The sequence below is a fragment of the Rhodococcus sp. P14 genome (assembly GCF_000256505.1).
GTDB classification, from domain to species: domain Bacteria; phylum Actinomycetota; class Actinomycetes; order Mycobacteriales; family Mycobacteriaceae; genus Rhodococcus; species Rhodococcus ruber.
Window position 1 is genome coordinate 1 of sequence record NZ_AJFC01000159.1, and the last position, 19,206, is coordinate 19,206.

General features: G+C 69.3%; 17 protein-coding genes and 1 pseudogene. 3 read left to right on the top strand and 15 right to left on the bottom strand.

What is annotated here, in order from left to right; all coding sequences use genetic code 11:
* The 15 genes and pseudogenes from OEY_RS28365 to OEY_RS0111570 all read right to left on the bottom strand — a co-directional run.
* Positions 1-368 (bottom strand): annotated as a pseudogene (locus OEY_RS28365) (cytochrome P450); the annotation flags it as partial.
* The gene (locus tag OEY_RS0111505) at positions 365-1,441 is read right to left on the bottom strand and encodes an LLM class flavin-dependent oxidoreductase (RefSeq protein ID WP_010594026.1); all 1,077 of its coding nucleotides are present in this window, start codon (positions 1,439-1,441) and stop codon (positions 365-367) included. The gene OEY_RS0111505 and the pseudogene OEY_RS28365, both read right to left, overlap by 4 nt.
* The gene (locus OEY_RS0111510; protein WP_010594027.1) at positions 1,426-3,096 is read right to left on the bottom strand and encodes an AMP-binding protein; all 1,671 of its coding nucleotides are present in this window, start codon (positions 3,094-3,096) and stop codon (positions 1,426-1,428) included. Before OEY_RS0111510 ends, OEY_RS0111505 begins: the two co-directional genes overlap by 16 nt.
* Complete coding sequence (locus OEY_RS0111515; RefSeq protein ID WP_010594028.1) at positions 3,093-4,574, bottom strand: aldehyde dehydrogenase family protein; 1,482 nt, start codon at positions 4,572-4,574, stop codon at positions 3,093-3,095. The genes OEY_RS0111510 and OEY_RS0111515 overlap by 4 nt, the downstream gene beginning before the upstream one ends.
* Positions 4,574-4,891, bottom strand: coding sequence for an AtuA-related protein (locus OEY_RS0111520; RefSeq protein WP_010594029.1), 318 nt, complete (start codon positions 4,889-4,891; stop codon positions 4,574-4,576). The genes OEY_RS0111515 and OEY_RS0111520 overlap by 1 nt, the downstream gene beginning before the upstream one ends.
* Positions 4,888-6,210 carry an acyclic terpene utilization AtuA family protein gene (locus tag OEY_RS0111525; protein ID WP_010594030.1) on the bottom strand — a complete coding sequence of 441 codons (1,323 nt, stop codon included), beginning with the start codon at positions 6,208-6,210 and terminating at the stop codon, positions 4,888-4,890. The genes OEY_RS0111520 and OEY_RS0111525 overlap by 4 nt, the downstream gene beginning before the upstream one ends.
* A 129-nt stretch (positions 6,211-6,339) precedes the next feature.
* On the bottom strand, positions 6,340-7,551 hold the full coding sequence (locus tag OEY_RS0111530; RefSeq protein ID WP_010594031.1) for a CaiB/BaiF CoA transferase family protein: 1,212 nt from the start codon (positions 7,549-7,551) through the stop codon (positions 6,340-6,342).
* Positions 7,552-7,624: 73 nt separating this feature from the next.
* A complete protein-coding gene (locus tag OEY_RS0111535; protein WP_010594032.1) occupies positions 7,625-9,106 on the bottom strand; it encodes an aldehyde dehydrogenase family protein in 1,482 nt (493 codons plus the stop codon).
* Position 9,107: 1 nt separating this feature from the next.
* Complete coding sequence (locus tag OEY_RS0111540) at positions 9,108-9,575, bottom strand: MaoC family dehydratase (RefSeq protein WP_003938466.1); 468 nt, start codon at positions 9,573-9,575, stop codon at positions 9,108-9,110.
* Positions 9,575-10,465: an HpcH/HpaI aldolase/citrate lyase family protein gene (locus tag OEY_RS0111545; RefSeq protein ID WP_010594033.1), complete on the bottom strand. Its 891-nt coding sequence runs from the start codon at positions 10,463-10,465 to the stop codon at positions 9,575-9,577. The genes OEY_RS0111540 and OEY_RS0111545 overlap by 1 nt, the downstream gene beginning before the upstream one ends.
* Positions 10,466-10,474: 9 nt before the next feature.
* The gene (locus tag OEY_RS0111550; RefSeq protein WP_003938468.1) at positions 10,475-11,641 is read right to left on the bottom strand and encodes an acyl-CoA dehydrogenase family protein; all 1,167 of its coding nucleotides are present in this window, start codon (positions 11,639-11,641) and stop codon (positions 10,475-10,477) included.
* A gap of 20 nt (positions 11,642-11,661) precedes the next feature.
* On the bottom strand, positions 11,662-13,332 hold the full coding sequence (locus tag OEY_RS0111555; protein ID WP_010594034.1) for an AMP-binding protein: 1,671 nt from the start codon (positions 13,330-13,332) through the stop codon (positions 11,662-11,664).
* Positions 13,332-14,357: an LLM class flavin-dependent oxidoreductase gene (locus tag OEY_RS0111560; protein ID WP_003938470.1), complete on the bottom strand. Its 1,026-nt coding sequence runs from the start codon at positions 14,355-14,357 to the stop codon at positions 13,332-13,334. The genes OEY_RS0111555 and OEY_RS0111560 overlap by 1 nt, the downstream gene beginning before the upstream one ends.
* 28 nt (positions 14,358-14,385) lie before the next feature.
* The gene (locus OEY_RS0111565) at positions 14,386-15,159 is read right to left on the bottom strand and encodes an SDR family NAD(P)-dependent oxidoreductase (protein WP_010594035.1); all 774 of its coding nucleotides are present in this window, start codon (positions 15,157-15,159) and stop codon (positions 14,386-14,388) included.
* Positions 15,160-15,202: 43 nt separating this feature from the next.
* Positions 15,203-16,366, bottom strand: a complete 1,164-nt coding sequence (locus OEY_RS0111570) for an acyl-CoA dehydrogenase family protein (protein WP_010594036.1) — start codon at positions 16,364-16,366, stop codon at positions 15,203-15,205.
* Between the two features lie 224 nt (positions 16,367-16,590).
* On the opposite strand from OEY_RS0111570, the gene OEY_RS0111575 reads away from it, so the two are divergent.
* From OEY_RS0111575 to OEY_RS0111585, 3 genes are all read left to right on the top strand, one after another.
* On the top strand, positions 16,591-17,145 hold the full coding sequence (locus OEY_RS0111575; protein ID WP_010594037.1) for a nuclear transport factor 2 family protein: 555 nt from the start codon (positions 16,591-16,593) through the stop codon (positions 17,143-17,145).
* 90 nt (positions 17,146-17,235) lie between these two features.
* Entirely contained in the window at positions 17,236-18,411 is a 1,176-nt protein-coding gene (locus OEY_RS0111580; RefSeq protein WP_010594038.1) for a thiolase family protein, read from the top strand.
* A 25-nt stretch (positions 18,412-18,436) separates the two neighbouring features.
* Entirely contained in the window at positions 18,437-19,201 is a 765-nt protein-coding gene (locus OEY_RS0111585; protein ID WP_010594039.1) for an SDR family NAD(P)-dependent oxidoreductase, read from the top strand.
* Positions 19,202-19,206 lie beyond the last annotated feature (5 nt).

Here is a 19,206-nt window from a genome sequence, read left to right on the forward strand (position 1 = left end):
CGCAGGTGCTCGACCGCTGCCGGGGCGGTGAGCGGGTTGATCAGCTTGCGGTACTTCCGATGTTCCGGAGGGTCGAGTTCGACGGGGATGTGGTGGTTCACCGGCGTCTTGGGGATGACGGTGGCCAGGCCCTCGCCACCGTAGGGGCACCGCGCGGACGAGAAGACCTGGTCCTCGCGGGCGGCCTCGAAGACGCCCTCGTAGTCGGTGAGTACCCAGAAGCCCCCGTGCCGGGTGGACCGGATCACCGGTCCCGCTTCCCGCAACCGCCGGTAGGAGCCGACCGTGTCCTCGGCGTGCGACGCCGAATTGTGGTCGAAGTCGACCACGGGACAATGTCGTTCGGCGCTTCGGTCGTCGACCGTCATCGGGGCGCTCCTGTCGGGCCGGGGTACGGGATCTCCGAGTGGTCCACCACGGCGCGGGCGTCGACCGGCACGATCTCCCGCATGCCGGGAACGATGTCCCGGCCGAGATCGTCGAGGTACGCGACGACGTCGTCGGCCGTCATGTCGGGCCACTGGGCCCGGACGATCACCGGGTCGACGGGCACCTGCGCCGCGAGGGTGCGCAACTGGTCGAGGCAGTCGTCGGCGGTACCGATGATCGCCTCCTTCGCGGCGACCTGCCGGAACCTGTCGGTGAGGGCGGTGGCATCGCGCGTGGCCAGTTCGCGCTGGGCGTAGGCCAGGAGGCGGTCCCGTGCCATGAATTCGAAGCGCCGGAACGCGTCTTCGGTGGTGGCGCCGGGAACGATCTCGCGGCGCAGCGGATGCCGCGCGACCGGCGGTCGCCCGTGCCTGCGCCGGGCCGCCGCGTACACGCCGAACATGCGATGCATGTCCTCGGTCGGTGTCTCCGGTGTCACCGGCCACGCGTCCCCCAGCCGTGCGGACCGCCGGACACCCGAATCCCGCAGCGCACCGATCCAGATCGGCGGATGCGGGTCCTGCCAGGGGCGGATGTGGGTCTTCACGCCGTCGAGACGCCAGAACCTGCCGTGGAAGTCGACCTCGTCCTGCGTCCACATCATCCGCACGATCTGCAGCGCCTCGTCCATCATCGCGAACCGCTGATCGAAGTCGACACCGAAGGCGGTGAACTCCTCACGCCGGTACCCCGCGCCGGCACCGACGATGAGATTGCCGCGGGTGAGGATGTCGAGGGTGGCGAGTTCCTCGGCGAGTGCGACCGGATGGAACAGCGGCACCTGCACCACCATCGTCCCGATCTTCACGCCGGGGTCCAGTTCGGCCGCGATCCGGGCGAGCGTGGGGATCGGCTGCAGCCAGCGCAGATTGCCGTAGATGTAGTGGTGGCCCATCACGATGTAGCGCACACCGTTGCGTTGCGCCGCCTCGACCTGTCGCAGCAGTCCGTCGAGGTGTTCGCGCGGCGACAGCGTGGTGTGCACGTCGCCGAGGATCACACCCAGGTCCATGTCTTCCTCGCTTCCGCAGGCGGCTCGAGGAGCCAGTGCCGCAGCTTCGCCTTGGCGACCTTGTTCAGGGTGGCGCGCGGGAACTCCGGCACCAGATGGATCTGACGTGGCCGTTTGAAGTCGGACAGCAGTTCGGCACACACCCGGTCGATCTCGGCGGGCAGGTCGCCGGGCGCGGCGCCGTCCGCGATCACGAACGCGACCGGGACGTCGCCGAGCATGCGGTCGGGTTTCGCCACGACGGCGACCTCCCGGACCCCCGGCACGGTGGCGACCACGCGTTCGACCTCGGCGGCGGCGACGTTCTCCCCACCGACCTTGAGCATGTCCTTGGATCGCTCGACGAACCAGTACTGACCGGACCGGTCCTGGCGCACCCGGTCGCCGGTGCGGAACCATCCGTCGGCGGTGAAGGCCGCGCGCGTGGCGTCGTCGTCGTGGAGATAGCCGGCGAACAGGGACACCCCCGGCGTACCCCGCACCCACAGCTCCCCCACCGTGCCCGGCTCCACGGGACGACCGTCGGCGCCGACGACGGCGACGGCGTACTCGGGTGCCGCACGTCCCATCGTCCCGTCGGGGTCGGGATGGGCCAGTTCGCTGACGACGGGGTGCGAGACGGTTTCCGTCATGCCGAACCAGCCCGTCGTGCGGATCCTGCCGCTCACCGGCCGCTGGGCCGCGCTGCCCGACCAGTGCCGGTAGGTGTGGTCGGGCGGGACCGGCGCGCCGGCCAGGGCGCGGAGCATGAACGACACCACCGACGCCCACGTGCACCGGTGCCGGAGCGAGACGTCCCAGAAGCGGGACGCGGAGAACTTCGGCGTCAGCACCGCGGTGGCGCCGACCCACAGCAGTCCCAGGAAGGAGTACCCCAGGGCGTTGGTGTGGAACAGCGGCAGGGTGATCAGCCCGACGTCGGTCCCACGCAGACCGGCGTGCGCGGAATTGACCTGGGCGGCCCACAGGCAGTTGGCGTGCGTCCAGACCACGGCCTTCGGTCGCGCCGTCGTCCCGGAGGTGTACTGGATGCTCGCGGGCGCGAGCGGATCGACGGACACCGGTGCCGGCGCCACGCCGGTTCCGCTCAGCTCGCCCAGAGCGCAGGTCGTTCCGGTCGGCGCCGGGGACGCCACGGGCGGGACGACGAGGCTGTCGGTGCCGCCGGACGCGGCGATCCACTCGAGCCCGGGCATGGCGTCCCGAGCGATCTCCGCCAGACCGGTTCCGGCCAGCGCGGCGCGAGGCGCACAGTGCCGGTCGTAGTAGGCGAGTTCGTCGGCGCTGCTGCGGGTGTTGAGACACACCGCGACCGCGCCGGCCGACACGATCGCTGCCCATCCGACGAGGAAGTCGGGGCAGTTGTCCATCAGCAGCACCACACGGTCGCCGGGTGCGATGCCGCGGGCCTGCAGTCCAGCCGCGAGCCGATCGACTGCGGCGCCGAATTCCGCGTAGGTCCAGCGCTGTGCCCCGGCGCCGGTATGCGGCTCCCAGACGAGGAAGGTCTTGTCCGGCCGGTCGGTGCGCCACCGGTCGAGCAGCCACGGCACCGTGCGGTCGCCGGTGTACGCACCGAGCGCGCGATCCGTCGCCGGGCGGTCGAGGATCGGGTATGCGAGAGCCCGCGGGGGCGTCGGGGCTTCGGACGTCATGCCGGCACCTGCCAGTTCAGGTGCTTGACGCGGAAGAACTCGAGGAATCCGTCCTCACCCATCTCGACGCCGGTACCGCTGCGCTTCGATCCGCCCCACGGCACGTCGGCCCGCATCGGGCCGCCGCCGTTGATCGCGACGGTGCCGGTGTCGAGGCGCTGAGCCACGGCCACCGCCTCCGCGTGATCACCGAAGACGCTCGCGTTGAGCCCGTACGGTGAGTCGTTGGCGATGGCCACGGCCTCGTCGACGTCCCGGTACGGCAGGACCACCGCGACGGGGGCGAACAATTCCTCCCGGGAGATCTCGGCGGAATTGTCCACGCCCGTCACCAGAGTGGGCGGCAGGAACCAGCCCTTGCCCACCGGTCGCTCGCCACTGACCGCGACGCGGCCGCCGGCGGCGACGGTGCGGTCGAGGCAGCCGAGCACGCGGGCGAGATGCTCGGCGGAGATCAGCGGACCCACCTCGGTGCGCTCGTCCCACGGGTCGCCGGTCGGCACGTTCTCCTCGATGAAACCGGCGGCCAGATCCAGGAATTCGTCGATCCGGTCGTGTGGTACGAGGATCCGGGTGGTGGCACCGCAGCCCTGGCCCGCGTTGCGGCAGAACCGCAGGATCGACGGCCCCACGGCGGCGGACAGGTCCGCCGACGGGAGCAGGATGTTGGGGGACTTGCCGCCGAGCTCGAGGACGACCTTCTTGTGCGTGGCCGCGGCCTGTGCCATCACGGTCGCGCCGACGGCGGAGGATCCGGTGAAGCTCACCATGTCGACGCCGGGGTGGGTGGTGAGCACTTCGCCCACGTCCGCCCCGCCCGGCACCAGATTCAGCACACCCGGCGGCAGGCCGGCCTCGGCGGCGAGATGCATGAAGGCCAGCGCGGACAGCGTGCCCCGCGGCGAGGGCAGCAGCACGACGCTGCAGCCGGCGGCGAGCGCGGGTGCCACCTTCCACGAGATCATGTTCAGCGGGTAGTTGTACGGGACGATCGCCGACACCACCCCGATCGGTTCGCGCAGCAGCAGGCTTTCGGACGACACCGCTCCGCGGATGCCGGGCAGCCGCTCCTGGTAACCGCCGCGGGGACCGCGCAGCGCCGCGTCGGCGAACCACCGGAAGTTGATCGCCGGTTGCGCGACCTGCAGGGTGCGGGCCAGACCGACGGGTGATCCGACCTCCCGCACGACCAGGCCGGTGAGCTGATCGGCGTGCTCGTCGATCAGCTCGGCCAGCCGCCGCAGGACCTCGGCGCGCTGGTCCGGGGACGCGGCCCGCCATTCCCCGGCGTCGAAGCTGCGCCGGGCGGCCGTGACCGCGCTTTCGGTCTGTTCCCGGTCGGCGCCGGTCCACCGGGCCAGCGCCTCCTCGGTGGCGGGATCGATCGACTCGAACGTCTCACCCCGCCCGCTCTCCCATCCGCCACCGACGTGCACGGACGGACCCTGGGCCACCCGCGCGAACAGATCGTCGATCATCACTTCTCCTCGCGTCCGGGTACGTCGATGTCGAGAATCAGGGACTGGTAGGACTTTCCGTGCGGATCCACCCGAAGGGACTTGGAGACGCCGCCCGCGAGCGCGCGGGTGAGGACGAAGTTCAGGCAGCAGTTCACCGGGATCTCGTAGCGGATCACCTCGCCCTGGACGAGATCGCCGAAGGCTTTCGCGACGACGTCCTCGGTGAGCACCGACCGGAGCCACTCGTAGTCGGCGTCGTCGTGCGGGAACACACAGATGTTGCTGGTGTCGCCCTTGTCGCCGGAGCGGCTGTACGCGACGTCACGAAGTTTCATGCGGTAGTCACCTCCACGGAGAGGGGGACATCGCTGCGGGGCAGCAGGGCGGGGGTCACGACGACGGCGGGGACGACCGAGGTGACCACACCACCCCCGCCCGCGGGACCGAAGTACAGGTATTCGACCTCGTACGCGGCGGCCTTGGCGACGTCGGGGTCGAGCGCACGGGCCGCGAGCCGCAGCCGGACCTCGGCCGGCTCGCCGCCGGCGATGCGATCACCGAACAGGGTGTCGACGCCGTGCAGTTCGATCCGCAGTTCGTCGATCTGCGCCCGGATCGGTTCGAGGCGCCGGCGCACGATCTCCTCGGCGCGCCGGGCGCGGTCGACGCAGCCCGGACCGCCGTAGGAGATCTCGGCGACGGCCTTGTAGCCGAGGTCGACGCCGACGAGCACCTTGAGGGTGTCGGGGCGGGCGGAGCCGCGGGCGCCGGACAGGCGCACCCGGTCGGGCCCGGCCTGTTCGATCCGGACGTCGCTGAAGTCGGCGGTCACGTCGGGCGTGAGATAGCGAGCGGGATCGTGGATCTCGTAGTAGAGCTGGGTGCGGGTGGTGCGCAGGTCGACGGCGCCGCCGGTGCCGTCGAGCTTGGTGACGATCAGCTCGTCGTCGTCGATCTCGGCGAGGGGGAAGCTCAGGTTGTGGGGGTCGGGGACGACCCGGTAGGGCGGGTCCTCGAAGTTGCCGCCGGTGCTGTGGACGCCGCACTCGAGCAGGTGCCCGGCGAGGGTCGCGGTGCCGACGCGGTCCCAGTCGTCGAGCGACCATCCCAGCTCGTGGCAGATCGGCCCGACGAACAGGGACGGGTCGGCGATCCGACCGCCGAGCACGATCTGGGCGTCCTGCTGGAGGCAGTCGACGATGGGGTCGGCCCCGATGTAGGCGTTGGCGGAGACGATCCGGTCGGCGACGGCCCGGGTGGTGGTGCCGAGTTCGGGGAGCGCGACGTCGGCTTCCGTGACGGCCGCCCGCACGTCGTCGCCGCGGATGATGCCGATCCGGGTTCCCCCGAGCCCCAGGGCGCGGAGGTTCTCGGCGAATTCGGCTGCGGCGGCGTCGGGATTGGCGGCACCGAAGTTGCCGACGACGCGGCCTCCCGATGCGAGGAATCGGCGCAGGATCGGCACCAGGGCGGAGATGCGCTCGTCCTGGCCGGTCGACGGATCGCGCAGGCGGCGGATCTGGGCCAGCGCCATCGTGCGTTCGGCCAGGCAGTCGAAACCCATGTACTGCACCCGGCCGCTGTCGGCCATGGCGGCCGCCGTCTCGAGGCGGTCGTTGGCGTAGGCCGACCCCGAACCGATACTCAGATGCACTGCTACCTCGTCTCGTCGCGTGCGTCGGCGAACCACGGAAATGTGCGCACGACCGGAATCCGCGCACGTCGTGTCGTGGGCGGATTCCGGTTCACCGCATCGATTCTCGGACTGCGGCCCGTGCGACTGTCAGGACTTGCCGATCACGCCCGCCTCGGCGAGCGCCGTAAGCTGGTCCCCGGTGAGCCCCAGCCGGTCCGAGAGCACCTCGGCGGTGTGCTCGCCGATGGTGGGCACCCCGTCGTAGTCGGGGCCGTCGTAGCTGCCGAGGTGCAGCACCGGTCCCGGCATCAGCACGCCCTTCATGATCTCGTTGCCCGTGATCTCGACGAGGGTGCGTTCCTGGAAGTGCGGGTCGGCGACGACGTCCGCGGCATCGTTCACCGGCGCGCTGACGACCTCGAACTTCTCCAGGGTCTCGAGCACGCTCGCCCGCGGCATCGAGCCGACCCATTGCTTCACCATCGCCTGCACCTCGTCGTTGTGCTCGAGACGCGCGGCATTGGTGGCGTAGCGGGGATCCTCGATGATCTCGGGCCGTCCCATCGCGGCGAACAGACGCTTGGCGATGCCCTGATTGGACGCCGCGATGGACAGGAAGCGCCCGTCCTGGGCCTCGTAGATGCCGCGCGGCGACGCCGCGCCGGTGGCGTTGCCGATGCGCTGCTGGATCTCCCCGAGCGCGGTGTAGCGCAGGAACATGTCGCCGATGATGAACATCAGCGGCTCGTACAGCGCGACGTCCACGACGTCGCCCTGCCCGGTGCGCTCCCGCTTGTACAGCGACATCGCCACGCCCATCGCGGCGGACAGCCCGGCGATGGAATCGGCGAACCCGAACGGCGGGGAGGTCGGCGGCGAGTCCGGCCAGCCGTTGACGTGGGCGAAACCGCTGGCCGTCTCGGCGACGGTGCCGAAGCCCGGCAGGCTCCGATTGGGCCCGGTCTGCCCGAACCCGGACACCCGGGCCAGCACCAATCCCGGGTTGTCCGCGCTCAGCACGTCGTAGCCCAGGCCCCACTCCTCGAGCCGGCCGGGACGGAACGACTCGACGACGACGTCGACCTCGGCCGCGAGCCGGCGCACCAGGTCACGCCCCTCCGGCGAACGCAGGTCGATGCCGAGGGACTTCTTCCCGGCGTTGAGCCGGGAGAAGCCCAGCGACAGCCCCTCCTTCTGCGGAACCCACTGGCGCGCGAAGTCGCCGGTCGTCGGATCCTCGACCTTGACCACCTCGGCACCGAAGTCGCGGAGCATGCGCCCCGCGGTGGGGGCGGCATACATGGTGCCCAGTTCGAGCACCTTGACGCCCGCGAGCGGGCCCGCAGCGGATGCGTTCATCGTCGTCTCTCCTAGCTTTGTCGTCCGATTCGGCCCGGCCGAATGCGATGGTGCCGAATCCCTTGCCGGCGAATCAGATCCGCCACTGGATGTGCTTGACCTCGAGGTACTCGCGCATCCCCCACTCGCCGAGTTCACGGCCGACGCCCGAGCGCCCGTAGCCGCCGAACGGCGCGTCCGGACGCATGGCGCCACCGCCGTTGATCCACACCGTTCCGGCCCGGATCTTCTCGGCCACGCGGCGCGCCTCGACCGGGTCGTCGCACCAGACGTTCGCGGCGAGACCGAAGGGGGTGTCGTTGGCGAGGCGGATGGCTTCCTCGGTGTCCTTGAACGGCAGGATCACCGCGACGGGGCCGAAGATCTCCTCCTGCACCGCACGCGCGTTGTGCGGAAGGTTGCCGAGCAGAACCGGATTGACGAACCAGCCCTTCTCCGGCACCGGCTTGGTCACCTCGAGCAGCTTCCTGCCGCCCTCGGCCGCCGCACTGTCGATGAAGCCCTGCACGCGGTTCTGGTGGTCGGGCCGGATCATCGGGCCGATGTTCGTCGCACGGTCCCAGGGATCGCCGACGACCATCTGGTCGAATGCCGACGCGCCGGCCTCGAGGAACTCGTCGTAGACCGAGTCGTGCACCAGCAGCCGGGCGAGGGCCGCGCAGCCCTGCCCGCCGTTGCGGGACCAGCGCAGGTGCATCTCGACGGCGATCTTCTGCACGTCCACACCGGGCAGCACGATGTTCGGCGACTTGCCGCCGAGCTCGAGGGTCACCCCGGCCAGGTTCGCGGCGGCCTGCTCCATGATCTTCGCGCCCACACCGTCGGATCCGGTGAAGGACACCCGGTCCACGCCGGGATGCGAGGACAGCCGCTGCCCGACGTCGGCGCCGCCGATGACGACGTTCATCACGCCCGGCGGCAGGCCGGCCTCGCGGATCAGATCGCCCAGGAAGAGGGTGGTCAGCGGGGTGCGCGGGGACGGCAGCAGCACCACGGTGCAGCCGGCGGCGAGCGCGGCGCCGAACTTGAAGATGGCCAGGTTCAGCGGGTAGTTGTAGCCGGTGATCGCCGCGACGACACCCACCGGCTCGTACACGACGTCGCTCATCGTCGGCACCGGCTTGTCGTACTCGCCGAGGTGGACGGTGCGGTCGGTCTTCGCCGCTTCGGCCGCCCACCGGAGGTGCTCGTCGACGGCCATCTTGACCTGCAGGTACTCGGCGAGCGAGACCGGGGTACCGACCTCGTTGACGATCGAGGGCAGCAGCCGGTCGGCGGCCTTCTCGAGCACGTCGGCGAAGCGGTGGATGTGGCGGGAGCGTTCCTCGCCGCTCAGGGCCGACCAGGCCGGGAAGGCGGCGCGGGCCGCGGCGACGGCGTCGTCGACCTGGTCGGTGGAGGCGCCGCCGACGGTGGCGATGACCTCTTCGGTGGCCGGGTTGTAGACGTCCCACGTGTCACCGGCCGGCTCGACCTCCCGGTCGCCGATCAGCAGGGTCCGGGTCTCGGGAACCCAGTCCTTCAAGGGGAATTCGGTTTCGGGCGCTGCAGTCATCTCAGGCACCTTCCTCGGTGGTGGGGCGCTTGGCCATCAGGCCGACGCGCTCGAGCAGGCAGACCAGTTCGTCGCGCTGGTTGAAGCCGCGGTGTTCGAACCACACGATGCCGCTGTCGGTGCGGCTCTCGGATTCACGCTTCTTCAGGATGGTGGTCTCCGCACGCAGGGTGTCGCCGTGGAAGACCGGATTCGGGAACTTGACCTTGTCGTAGCCGAGGTTCCCGAGGGTGGTCCCCATGGTCAGCTCGGGAACGTGGAACGCACCGATCAGCGCGACGGTGAACAGGCTGTTCACCACCCGCTGCTTGTGGATCGTCGTCTTGCAGAATTCCTCGTCGAGGTGCAGCGGCTGGATGTTCATCGTCAGCGAGGTGAACATCACGTTGTCCATCTCGGTGACGGTGCGGGTCATCGAGTGCTTGTAGTGCTTCCCGACCTCGAACTCCTCGAAGTACAGACCGCGCATCACCGTTCACCTCTCCGTAGGATCGCCTCGGCTCGCTCGAGCCATTGAATTGCCTTGTCGTAGTGGGCCTTGTCGATGTGCAGGCCGCGATACCGCAGCGCACCGACGCCCTCCGCCTCCGCCTTCTCGTAGGCCTCGGCGAGCCCGCGGTAGAACTCGAGGTCCTGCTCCGACGGGCTGAACACGTCGTTGACGGTGGCCACGTGGGAGGGGTGGATCGCAATCATCCCGCGGAACCCGAGCCGGCGGCCGCGCACCGCGAAGTCGCGAAGCCCGTCCAGGTTCTCGAGATCCTCCCACAGACCGGTCAGGGCGTGGATGCCGGCCTCCCGGCAGGCGAGCAGCACCCGGCTGCGCAGGTAGAGCGTCTCCTGCCCCTCCGGGGTCCACTCGTAGCCGACCTCGCGGGCGATGTCGGCGTGCTCGGCGGACGGACCGATCATCGCACCGACGCGCGGCGATGCGGTGGCCACCTCGAGGCAGTTGTGGATGGCGCGCACCGTCTCGACCGGGACGATGTACTCGAGCCCGTCGACGCCGTTTCGCATCTCGAAGTGGTCGAGCAGGGCGTCGTAGCGCAGGACGTCGGTGGCCTGCTCGATCTTCGGGGCGAAGATTCCGGTCAGCCCGGGCACCACGACCGCCTCGAGATCGGCGCCGGTCAGCCGGGTCGCGAGCGGGTTGACCCGCACGAACAACCCGACTTCCCGGTTCGTTTCACGCACGCGGGCGATGGATTCGGCCACGGTCGCGCGGGCCGCCGCCTTCTCCGCGGCGGGCACCGAATCCTCGAGGTCGAGCACCACGCAGTCGGCGCCGGCGGCGATCGCCTTGTCCACCCACTTCGGGCGGTGCCCCGGGACGAACAGGATCGAACGATACGGCTGCACGTCGCCCTCCTAGTAGCTTCGCGGCAGGCCCAGCACGTGCTCGGCCGTGTAGTTGAGGACCATCTCCTGGCTGATCGGCGCGATCCGCATGAGGCGGGCCTCGCGGAAGTACCGCTCGACGTGGAACTCCTTGCCGTACCCGAAGCCGCCGTGGGTCTGCAGAGCCACGTCCGCGGCGTAGAAGCCGGCCTCGGCGCACAGGAACTTCGCCGCGTTCGCCTCGCGGCCGCACGGCAGTCCCTGATCGACCATCCACGTCGCCTTGTCCAGGACCGCCTCGGCGGCGTCGAGCCGGATGCGCGCCTCGGCGAGCTGGAACGCGATGCCCTGATTCTGCCCGATGGGACGGCCGAAGACCTCGCGCTGCTTGGCGTAGTCGACGCCGCGGCGCAGCGCCGCCTCACCGATGCCGAGCGCGGCGTTCGCGGAGATGACCCGCTCGGCGTTGAGGCCGCCGAGGATCGTGCGGAAGCCGTGCCCGACCTCGCCGACGACGTCCTCGTCGGCGACGAACAGCTCGTCGATGAACAGTTCGTTGGTGTCGACGGCGTTGCGGCCCATCTTGGGGATCGGCCGGATCTGCACCTTGCTGCGGTCCATCTCGGCGAACATCAGCGTCATGCCGGCGGTGCGCTTGGCGTTCTCGTCGCGGGGGCTGGTGCGGCACAGCAGGAGCATGCGCTCGGCCTCCTGCGCCTTGGTGATCCACACCTTCTTGCCGGACACCAGCCAGCCGCCGTCGACCTTCTTGGCGAAGGTGCGGATGTTGGTGGTGTCCGTGCCGGCGTCCGGCTCGGTGACGGCGAACGACGTGTGCAGCTCACCGGTGACGACGCGCGGCAGGTACTTGCGCTTCATCTCCTCGGAACCGTGGTGGATGATCGGCTCGAACCCGAAGATGCCGATGTGTACCGCGCTGCACCCGCCCATGCCGGCGCCGGACGCGGCGATCTCCCGCTCGACGATCGCGGCCTCGGTGACGCCGAGACCGCCGCCGCCGTACTCCTCCGGGACGGTCAGACCCATCCAGCCGCCCTCGGCCATGGCGTTGTAGAACTCCCACGGGAACTCGTGGGACTCGTCGTGCTCGGCCCAGTACTCGTCGGGGAACCGCTTGCACAGATCGCGGATCCCCCGCCGGATCTCCTCGTGCGTCTCGTTCTTGCTGTAGTCCATCTCGGTTGCCTTTCCTGCCGTCAGACCGCAGGAACCGCGGTGCGGTCGCTGTCGGAGACCGCGGTGCGGTCGTAGGTGTCGGGGGTGATGCCCTCCTCGCGCAGGACCGCCTTGCGGACCTTCTCCGACGGCGTCTTCGGCAGTTCGCCGACGAATCGAAGGTAGCGCGGGATCGCGAAGGCCGGAATCCGGCCGTCGCACCAGGCCAGGATCTCCTCCGGGCCGACGTCACCGGTGCCCACCACCGTCGCGAGGACCTCGTCCTCACCGCCCTCGACGTCGGCGGGGACACCGATCACCGCACACTCGACGACGGCCGGGTGACCGAGGACCGCCTGCTCGATCTCGTAGGAGCTGATGTTCTCGCCCCGCCGGCGCAACGCGTCCTTGTAGCGGTCGACGAAGTAGAACCAGCCGTCCTCGTCCTTCTTGAGGGCGTCGCCGGTGTGGAACCACAGGTTGCGCCACGCCTCGAGCGTCTTCTCCGGCATGTTGTAGTACCCCATGCTGCACGTCCACGGCTGCACCGGACGCACGACCAGCTCGCCGACCTGCCCGACCTCGACCTCGCGGTCCGTCTCCGGATCGACCAGGCGGATGTCGAACCACTCCGAGGCGGCGAGTCCCGCCGCGCCGGGCGGGCGGGGCACCCCGTAGGGCGCGACGATCGGTGCGCAGGTCTCCGTCAGCCCGAACGCGTCGACGAACGCCTCGATGCCGTAGCGCTTCTTGAACTCGTCGACGATCGAGGACGCCGTGGGCGCCGCGTACACGCAGCGCAGGCGGTTGTCCAGGTCGTTCTCGCGCGGCGGCTGCTTCCACGCGAAGTCCATCATGACCCCGACGAAGTTGGTGACGGTGACGTCGTCGTCGCGCACGTGGTCGATCCAGCGGCTCGCGCTGAACTTCGGTCGCACCACGGCCCGCGCGCCGGCCACCAGTGCGGGATAGACCGCCATGAACTGGGCGTTGCCGTGGAACAGCGGGGTGGTGGTGAGGTAGGTGTCCTCCCGGGTGAGCCGGGTGAAGCACACCACCTCCTGCGCGAAGAAGTACAACTGCGAGTTCGGCATGGCCACGCCCTTGGACGGGCCGGTGGTCCCGGAGGTGAAGAAGATCGCCCCGAGATCCTGGGGCCGGGCCTGCGGAAGCTCCTGCACCTCGCCCGATTCCAGCGTCTCCCACGCTTCGGCGTCCCACCCGTGGGCGCGCAGCAGGTCGACTGCGCGGTCCCGGTTTCCGGTGCCCGAGTCGATCACCCAGAACTTCTCGATGCCGCGCGCATGCTCGGCGATCGTCACGAAGCGTTCGGCGTAGGTGTCGTCGATCACCGCCCACCGCGGCTCGACGGTCACCACCTGGTGACGGAGGAACTCGCCCTCGTAGTTGGTGTTGATCGGCACCTCGACGAGCGCGCCGACGGCCGTGGCGAACCAGGAGCGCACGAGCTCGGACGAGTTCTGCGCCATGATGACGACGCGCTCGCCCTGCTGCGCACCGGTGCGGTACCAGGTGCTCGCGATCCGCTCGGCGGAGGAGAGCATCTCGGCGTAGGTGAAGCGCCGGTTCTCCTCCGGTGTGACGAGGAACTCCGAATCCGGCTGGGACGCAGCGTACGTGCGCAGCACGTGGTTCAGCGTCCAGTCCTCCGGATCGGTGAAGGTCGGTTTCAGGTCGGTGTAGGTCTGCATCAGGACAACTCCCGGTTCGCGGGGATCGCGGTGATCGACGGAACGATTTCCTTGCCGAGCCGGGCGATGGCCGCGATGGTCTCGTCCGCGTCCATCGTCGGCCACTGCGGACGCATCAGCAGCGGGTCGACCGGCATGGTGGTCACCAGGTCGGTCAGCTGCGCGACGACCTGCTCGGGGTCACCGACGACGGCGTGGCTCGACACCGCCTTCGCGAACTCGTTCTCGAGGTCGGTGCCCTTCATGACGTCGAGGCCCTTGTTCGCGTAGGTGAGGTAACGGCCCTGCGCCACCCGGGCGTATTCCTGCATCGCCTGCTCGCGGGTGTCGGCGACGAGCACGTTGCGGCGCAGCGGCTGGGGACCGAATTCCTTGCCGCGTTCGGCGAAGAGATCACGGACGACCCGGAAGCGTTCGAGCACTTCCTCTTTCGGGGTTTCCGGCGGTGTCGCGTAGGCGTCACCGTACTTGCCGGCACGGCGGACACCGCCCATCGCGTGCGCACCGATCCAGATCGGCGGGTGCGGATCCTGCACCGGGAACAGGTGCGGCTTGACGCCCTCGAGCTGGAAGTACTTGCCGTGGAAGGTGACCTCTTCCTCCGTCCACAGCTTCTTCATGATCTGCAGCGACTCGTCGAACCGCCCGGCGCGCTGCTTGAACGGGATGCCGAGGTAGTCGAATTCCTCGGGCCGGTAGCCGAGCCCGGCACCGAAGATCAACCGGCCCTCGGTGACCACGTCGAGCGTGGCGATCTCCTCGGCCAGCATCACCGGGTGGTACAGCGGCGCGATCATGATCTGGGTGACGAGCTTGACGTTCGGCTCGACGTGCGCGGCGAGGCGGGCGAGCAGCGGCACGGGCTGCAGCCACCGCAGTTCCCCGTAGAGGAAGTGCTGACCGATCGCGATGTATGTGAAGCCGTTCTCCTGCGCCGCATCGACGATGCGCAGTACATCCTTGAACTGCTGTGCGGGGCTCACCGACTTCGGAACGTCGCTGAGCAGCAAGCCGACCTGAACCATGGTCCTGTCCTCCCGGTCGAAGTGGTCGTTACTGAGCGGTGAGTCCGCCGTCGACCGGAATGGTCACGCCGGTGATGTAGCTGGCATCGTCACTGTTGAGGAAGGCGATCACCGAGGCGATCTCCTCCGGCTGCGCGCCCCGGCCCAGCGGGATGGTGGCGACGAAGTCCTTGGTCAGAGCCGAGACGTCGGCGCCGGGCTCGCGGCCGAAGAACTGCGAGAGCATCGGGGTGACGACCTGTCCCGGGCAGATGACGTTGACCCGGATGCCGTCCTTCGCGCCGAGCAGGGCGAGGGAGCGGCCGAACGGGACGAGCGAGCCCTTCGTCATCGAGTAGATCGGGCTGAAGGGCGAACCGATGAGCGCCGACGTCGACGACGTGAGCGTCACCGACCCCTTGCCTTCGGCCTTCTTCAGCAGATCGAACCCGAGCGTCGTGGAGTAGTACGCGCTCTTGACGTTGACCGCGATGTTCTTCTCCCACTGCGCGTCGTCCACGTCGAGGCCGCCGGGGCCGGGCATGCCGACCTGGGCGTGCAGTGCGTGCAGGACGCCGTGGTCGGCGTCGATCTTGCCGAACAGCGAGCGGAGATCGGCGGTGTTCGTCGCGTCCACCCGCATCGGAGTGGCCTGACCGCCCTCGGCCCGGATCTCCTCGGCGACGGCGACCGCCCCGTCCTCGGACAGGTCGGCGACGTACACGTGACCGCCCTCCTGGGCGATGCGATGACTGATCGCGCGGCCCATGCCCGAACCGCCGCCGATGATCGCGGCGATACGTCCCTCGTAACGACCCAGCATTTCGTTCACCTCGTTCTCGATAAGTTCTTCGTTGATTGCAATGTCAGGCGCGCTGATCGAACGTGCGGCCGAGGAGCTCGGAGACGATCCGGGTGCGCTGCATGGTCGGTGTGCCGCCGGCCAGCGCCCACCCGTGCGAATCACGGTGCAGCCGCTCGATTCCGAACTCCTCGGTGTACCCGTTGCCGCCGTGCAGCTGGATGGCCAGGTCGGTGACGCGCTTGGCCATTTCGTTGGCGGTGCACTTGGCGAGGGAGACCTCGAGCGGGTCGGGCAGGCCGTCGGTGATGTTGGCGACGGCGCGGTCGCGGAGCAGACGGGCGGCCTCGACCTGCAGGACCATGTCGGCGAGGGTCATCTGGACGGACTGGAACTCCACGAGCGGCTTGCCGAACTGGTGGCGCTCCTGCACGTAGGTGAGGGTGCGGTCGAGCGCCTCCTGTCCGATGGCCAGGCTCATAGTCGTGTTGCCCAGGCGCTCGATGGTGAACGCCCCGAACAACTTCCGGAAGCCACCGGCCTCCGCGACGATGTTCTCCTCCGGGACGACCACGTCGTCGTAGAAGATGTCGGCCGACGGGATGCCCCGGAAGCCCATGAGCTTCTCGCGCGCGCCGTAGCTGATGCCGGGCCGGTCGGCCTCGACGAGGACTGCTCCGATGCCCTTGGCGCCGGGGGCGTCGCCCATGCGGCAGTAGGTGAGGTAGACGTCGGCCTCGCTACCGTTGGAAATCCACCGCTTCATGCCGTTGATCACGACACCCTCGTCGGTGCGCACGGCCTTGGTCGTCATGTCGGTGGCGGCGGAGCCGGCGTCGGGCTCGGAGATCGCGACCGCCATGGTCTTCTCCCCCGCGACGATCTGCGGCAGGAACGTCTTCTTCTGGTGTTCCGTGCCGAGTCGGGCGATGGCCTGAGCCGGCCCGGTGTTGGATTCGAAGATCTGGAAGGCCGCCGGCCGGCAGGCCTTCGCGAACTCCTCGATCACCGCCAGGGCGTGGGACAGCGGGGCGCCGGAGCCTCCGTACTCCTCCGGCAACGAGATGCCGAGGTACCCCAGTTCGCCGAGGAAGCGGCGCTCGTCGTGCGGGAAGGCGGTGCGTTCGAGATCCCACTGCGCAGCCTTCGGTGCGTAGCGCTCCCGGGCTACGGTCGCCGCGGCCGCACGGATGTCCCGGAGCTCGTCGTCGACGTGCGCTTTCGCCATGTCCCCACCTTTCTGTGTTCATCATTAACCTAAAGCGCCCGCCAGGTGTGGTCAAGGTCACTCAGTTCAATGACTCACATACTAACCATGATAATGATTAAGAGGCAACGGGTTGCCCCGCACTTCTCTCGTGTCGTGCGGCACCGCCGGAGCGTCACCCTTCCCCGACTGCACGTCATGATGTGTAATACATCACAATCGTTATCATTATTCAGGGAGGTCACATGACGACCGTCGATCCGCGTCCCGGCACCCTCGAGGAGCTGGCTCGCCGCCTCACCCGACTCGAGGACCGCGCCCGCATCCAGGACCTCGTCGCCGCCTACGCCATCGCGGTGGACGATCACGACATCGAGACGCTGCTGTCGCTGTTCACCGAGGACGGCGAATTCGAACGGGCCGGCTCCGTCGCCCACGGGCACGAGGAGATCCGCGAGTTCTACGTCGCCGCCATGGACAGGTACAGCCTGACCCTGCACTCCCCGCTCAGCGACCAGATCTGCGTCGACGGTGACACTGCTCGCGGATTGCTCACGGGCAGAGCCGAACTCGCACTCGACGGCACGCTCGTGATGGCTGCGTACCGGTACTCCGACGAGTACGTCCGCGACCGTGACCGATGGCTGTTCCGGCGACGGAGCCTGCGGTTCATGTACGCCGTGCCGCTCGAGAAGATGAACGCAGGACTGTGTACGACCGAACGCATCCAGTGGCCCGGCACCCACCCCCAGCGCGCCGACTTCCCCGAAAGCCTGCCCACCTGGTCCACCTACCGGTGACCCTCGGTGTGATGCACGCCATATCGGGCGTAGGGTCGTGGTCTATAGTAACCATCATCATGAATTAGTCCCGCGAGTGGAGGAGAGCCCATGACCCGCGCCGTCATCGTCGATGCCGTCCGGTCCCCCGTCGGCCGGGGCAGAGCGCAGGGCGCTCTGGCCGGCGTGCACCCCAGCGATCTGCTCGGCCAGGTCCTGGCCGGACTGGTCGCCCGCAACGACCTCGACCCCGGGCTGATCGACGACGTCGTCATCGGCTGCGTCAACCAGTCCGGCGAACAGTCCGCCACGCCGGGCCGGCAGGCCCTGCTCGCGGCCGGATTTCCCACCCACGTGCCGTCGGTGACCGTCGAACGCAAGTGCGGCTCGGGGCAGCAGGCGATCGACTTCGCGGTCCAGGGCATCGCCGCCGGGGCGTACGACATCGTCGTCGCCGGCGGCGTCGAATCGATGAGCCGGGTCCCCATGGGATCGGCGGCGATGGGCAAGGACCCGCACGGCCCCGCCGTCCGCGGGCGCTTCCCCGATCTCGTCCCGCAGGGCATCGCGGCGGAACTCGTCGCGCAGAAGTGGGCCCTGAGCCGGGCCGAGCTGGACGAGTACTCGGCCCGCTCGCACGAGCGCGCCGCACACGCCCGTGCCGCCGGATGGTTCGACGGCGAGATCGTCCCCGTCACGACCCCCACCGGGGTGGTCACCGCCGACGAGACCATCCGTGAGGGCACCACCGCCGAGCGCCTCGCCGGACTGCCCGCGGCCTTCGGCACCGACACCCGGCGTGAGCGCTTCCCCGACCTGGATTGGAAGGTCACCGCAGGCAACTCCTCGCAGATCTCCGACGGCGCGTCCGCCCTGCTGATCATGTCCGAGGCGAAAGCCGCCGCCCTCGGTCTGCGCCCCCGGGCCGCGATCGTGGCCTCCGCCGTCGTGGGTGACGATCCCACCCTCATGCTCACCGGCCCCATTCCCGCCACCGAGAAGGTCCTCGCGCGGGCCGGCCTGTCGGTCGCAGACATCGCCGCCTTCGAGGTCAACGAGGCGTTCGCGTCCGTCCCCCTCGCCTGGCAGCGCGAGATCGGTGCGTCCGACGACGTCCTGAACCCGGTGGGCGGCGCCGTCGCCCTCGGGCACCCGCTGGGCGCGTCCGGGGCCCGGCTGGCGACCACGCTGATCAGCCACCTCGAACGCACCGGCGGCCGCTACGGCCTGCAGACCATGTGCGAGGCCGGCGGCATGGCCAACGCGACGATCGTGGAACGACTCTGAATTCCTTTTGCAGACAGGAGAAGTCATGGACATGACCAACGGATCGGCGGTCGTCACCGGCGGGGCCTCCGGCCTCGGCCTGGCCACCGTCAAGCGCTTCGTCGGCCTCGGCGTGCCGACGGTGATCCTCGACCTGCCCACCTCGGACGGGGAGGTCGTCGCCAAGGAACTCGGTGAGCTCGCCGTGTTCGCCCCGACCGACGTCACCGATCCCGACGCGGTGAACCGCGCGCTCGACGCGGCCGAGGAACGTGCTCCCCTCCGCGCCGTCGTGCACTGCGCCGGCCGCGGCGGCACCGTCCGCGTCGTCGAGAAGGACGGCACCCCCGGCTCGCTCGACATGTACGAGAACCTGATCCGGATCAACCTGATCGGCTCGTTCAACGTGCTGCGCCTGTCGGCGACCCGGATGGTGAACAACGAACCCGTCGACGGCGAACGCGGCGTCGTCGTCCTCACCGCGTCGGTCGCAGCCTGGGAGGGTCAGATCGGCCAGATCCCCTACGCCTCCGCCAAGGCCGGAGTCGTCGGCATGACGCTCGTCGCCGCCCGTGACCTCTCGCGGAAGCTGGTGCGGGTCAACAGCATCGCCCCCGGCACCTTCGATACGCCGATCCTGTCCCGGTTCTCGCAGGAGATCCGCGACGGTCTCGCCGCCCAGACCCCGCACCCCGCCCGGCTCGGGCAGCCCGACGAGTACGCGAAGCTCGCCCTGTCGATCGTGGACAACGCGATGATCAACGGCGAGACGATCCGCATCGACGGTGCGATCCGCATGCAGCCCCGATAGGAGAC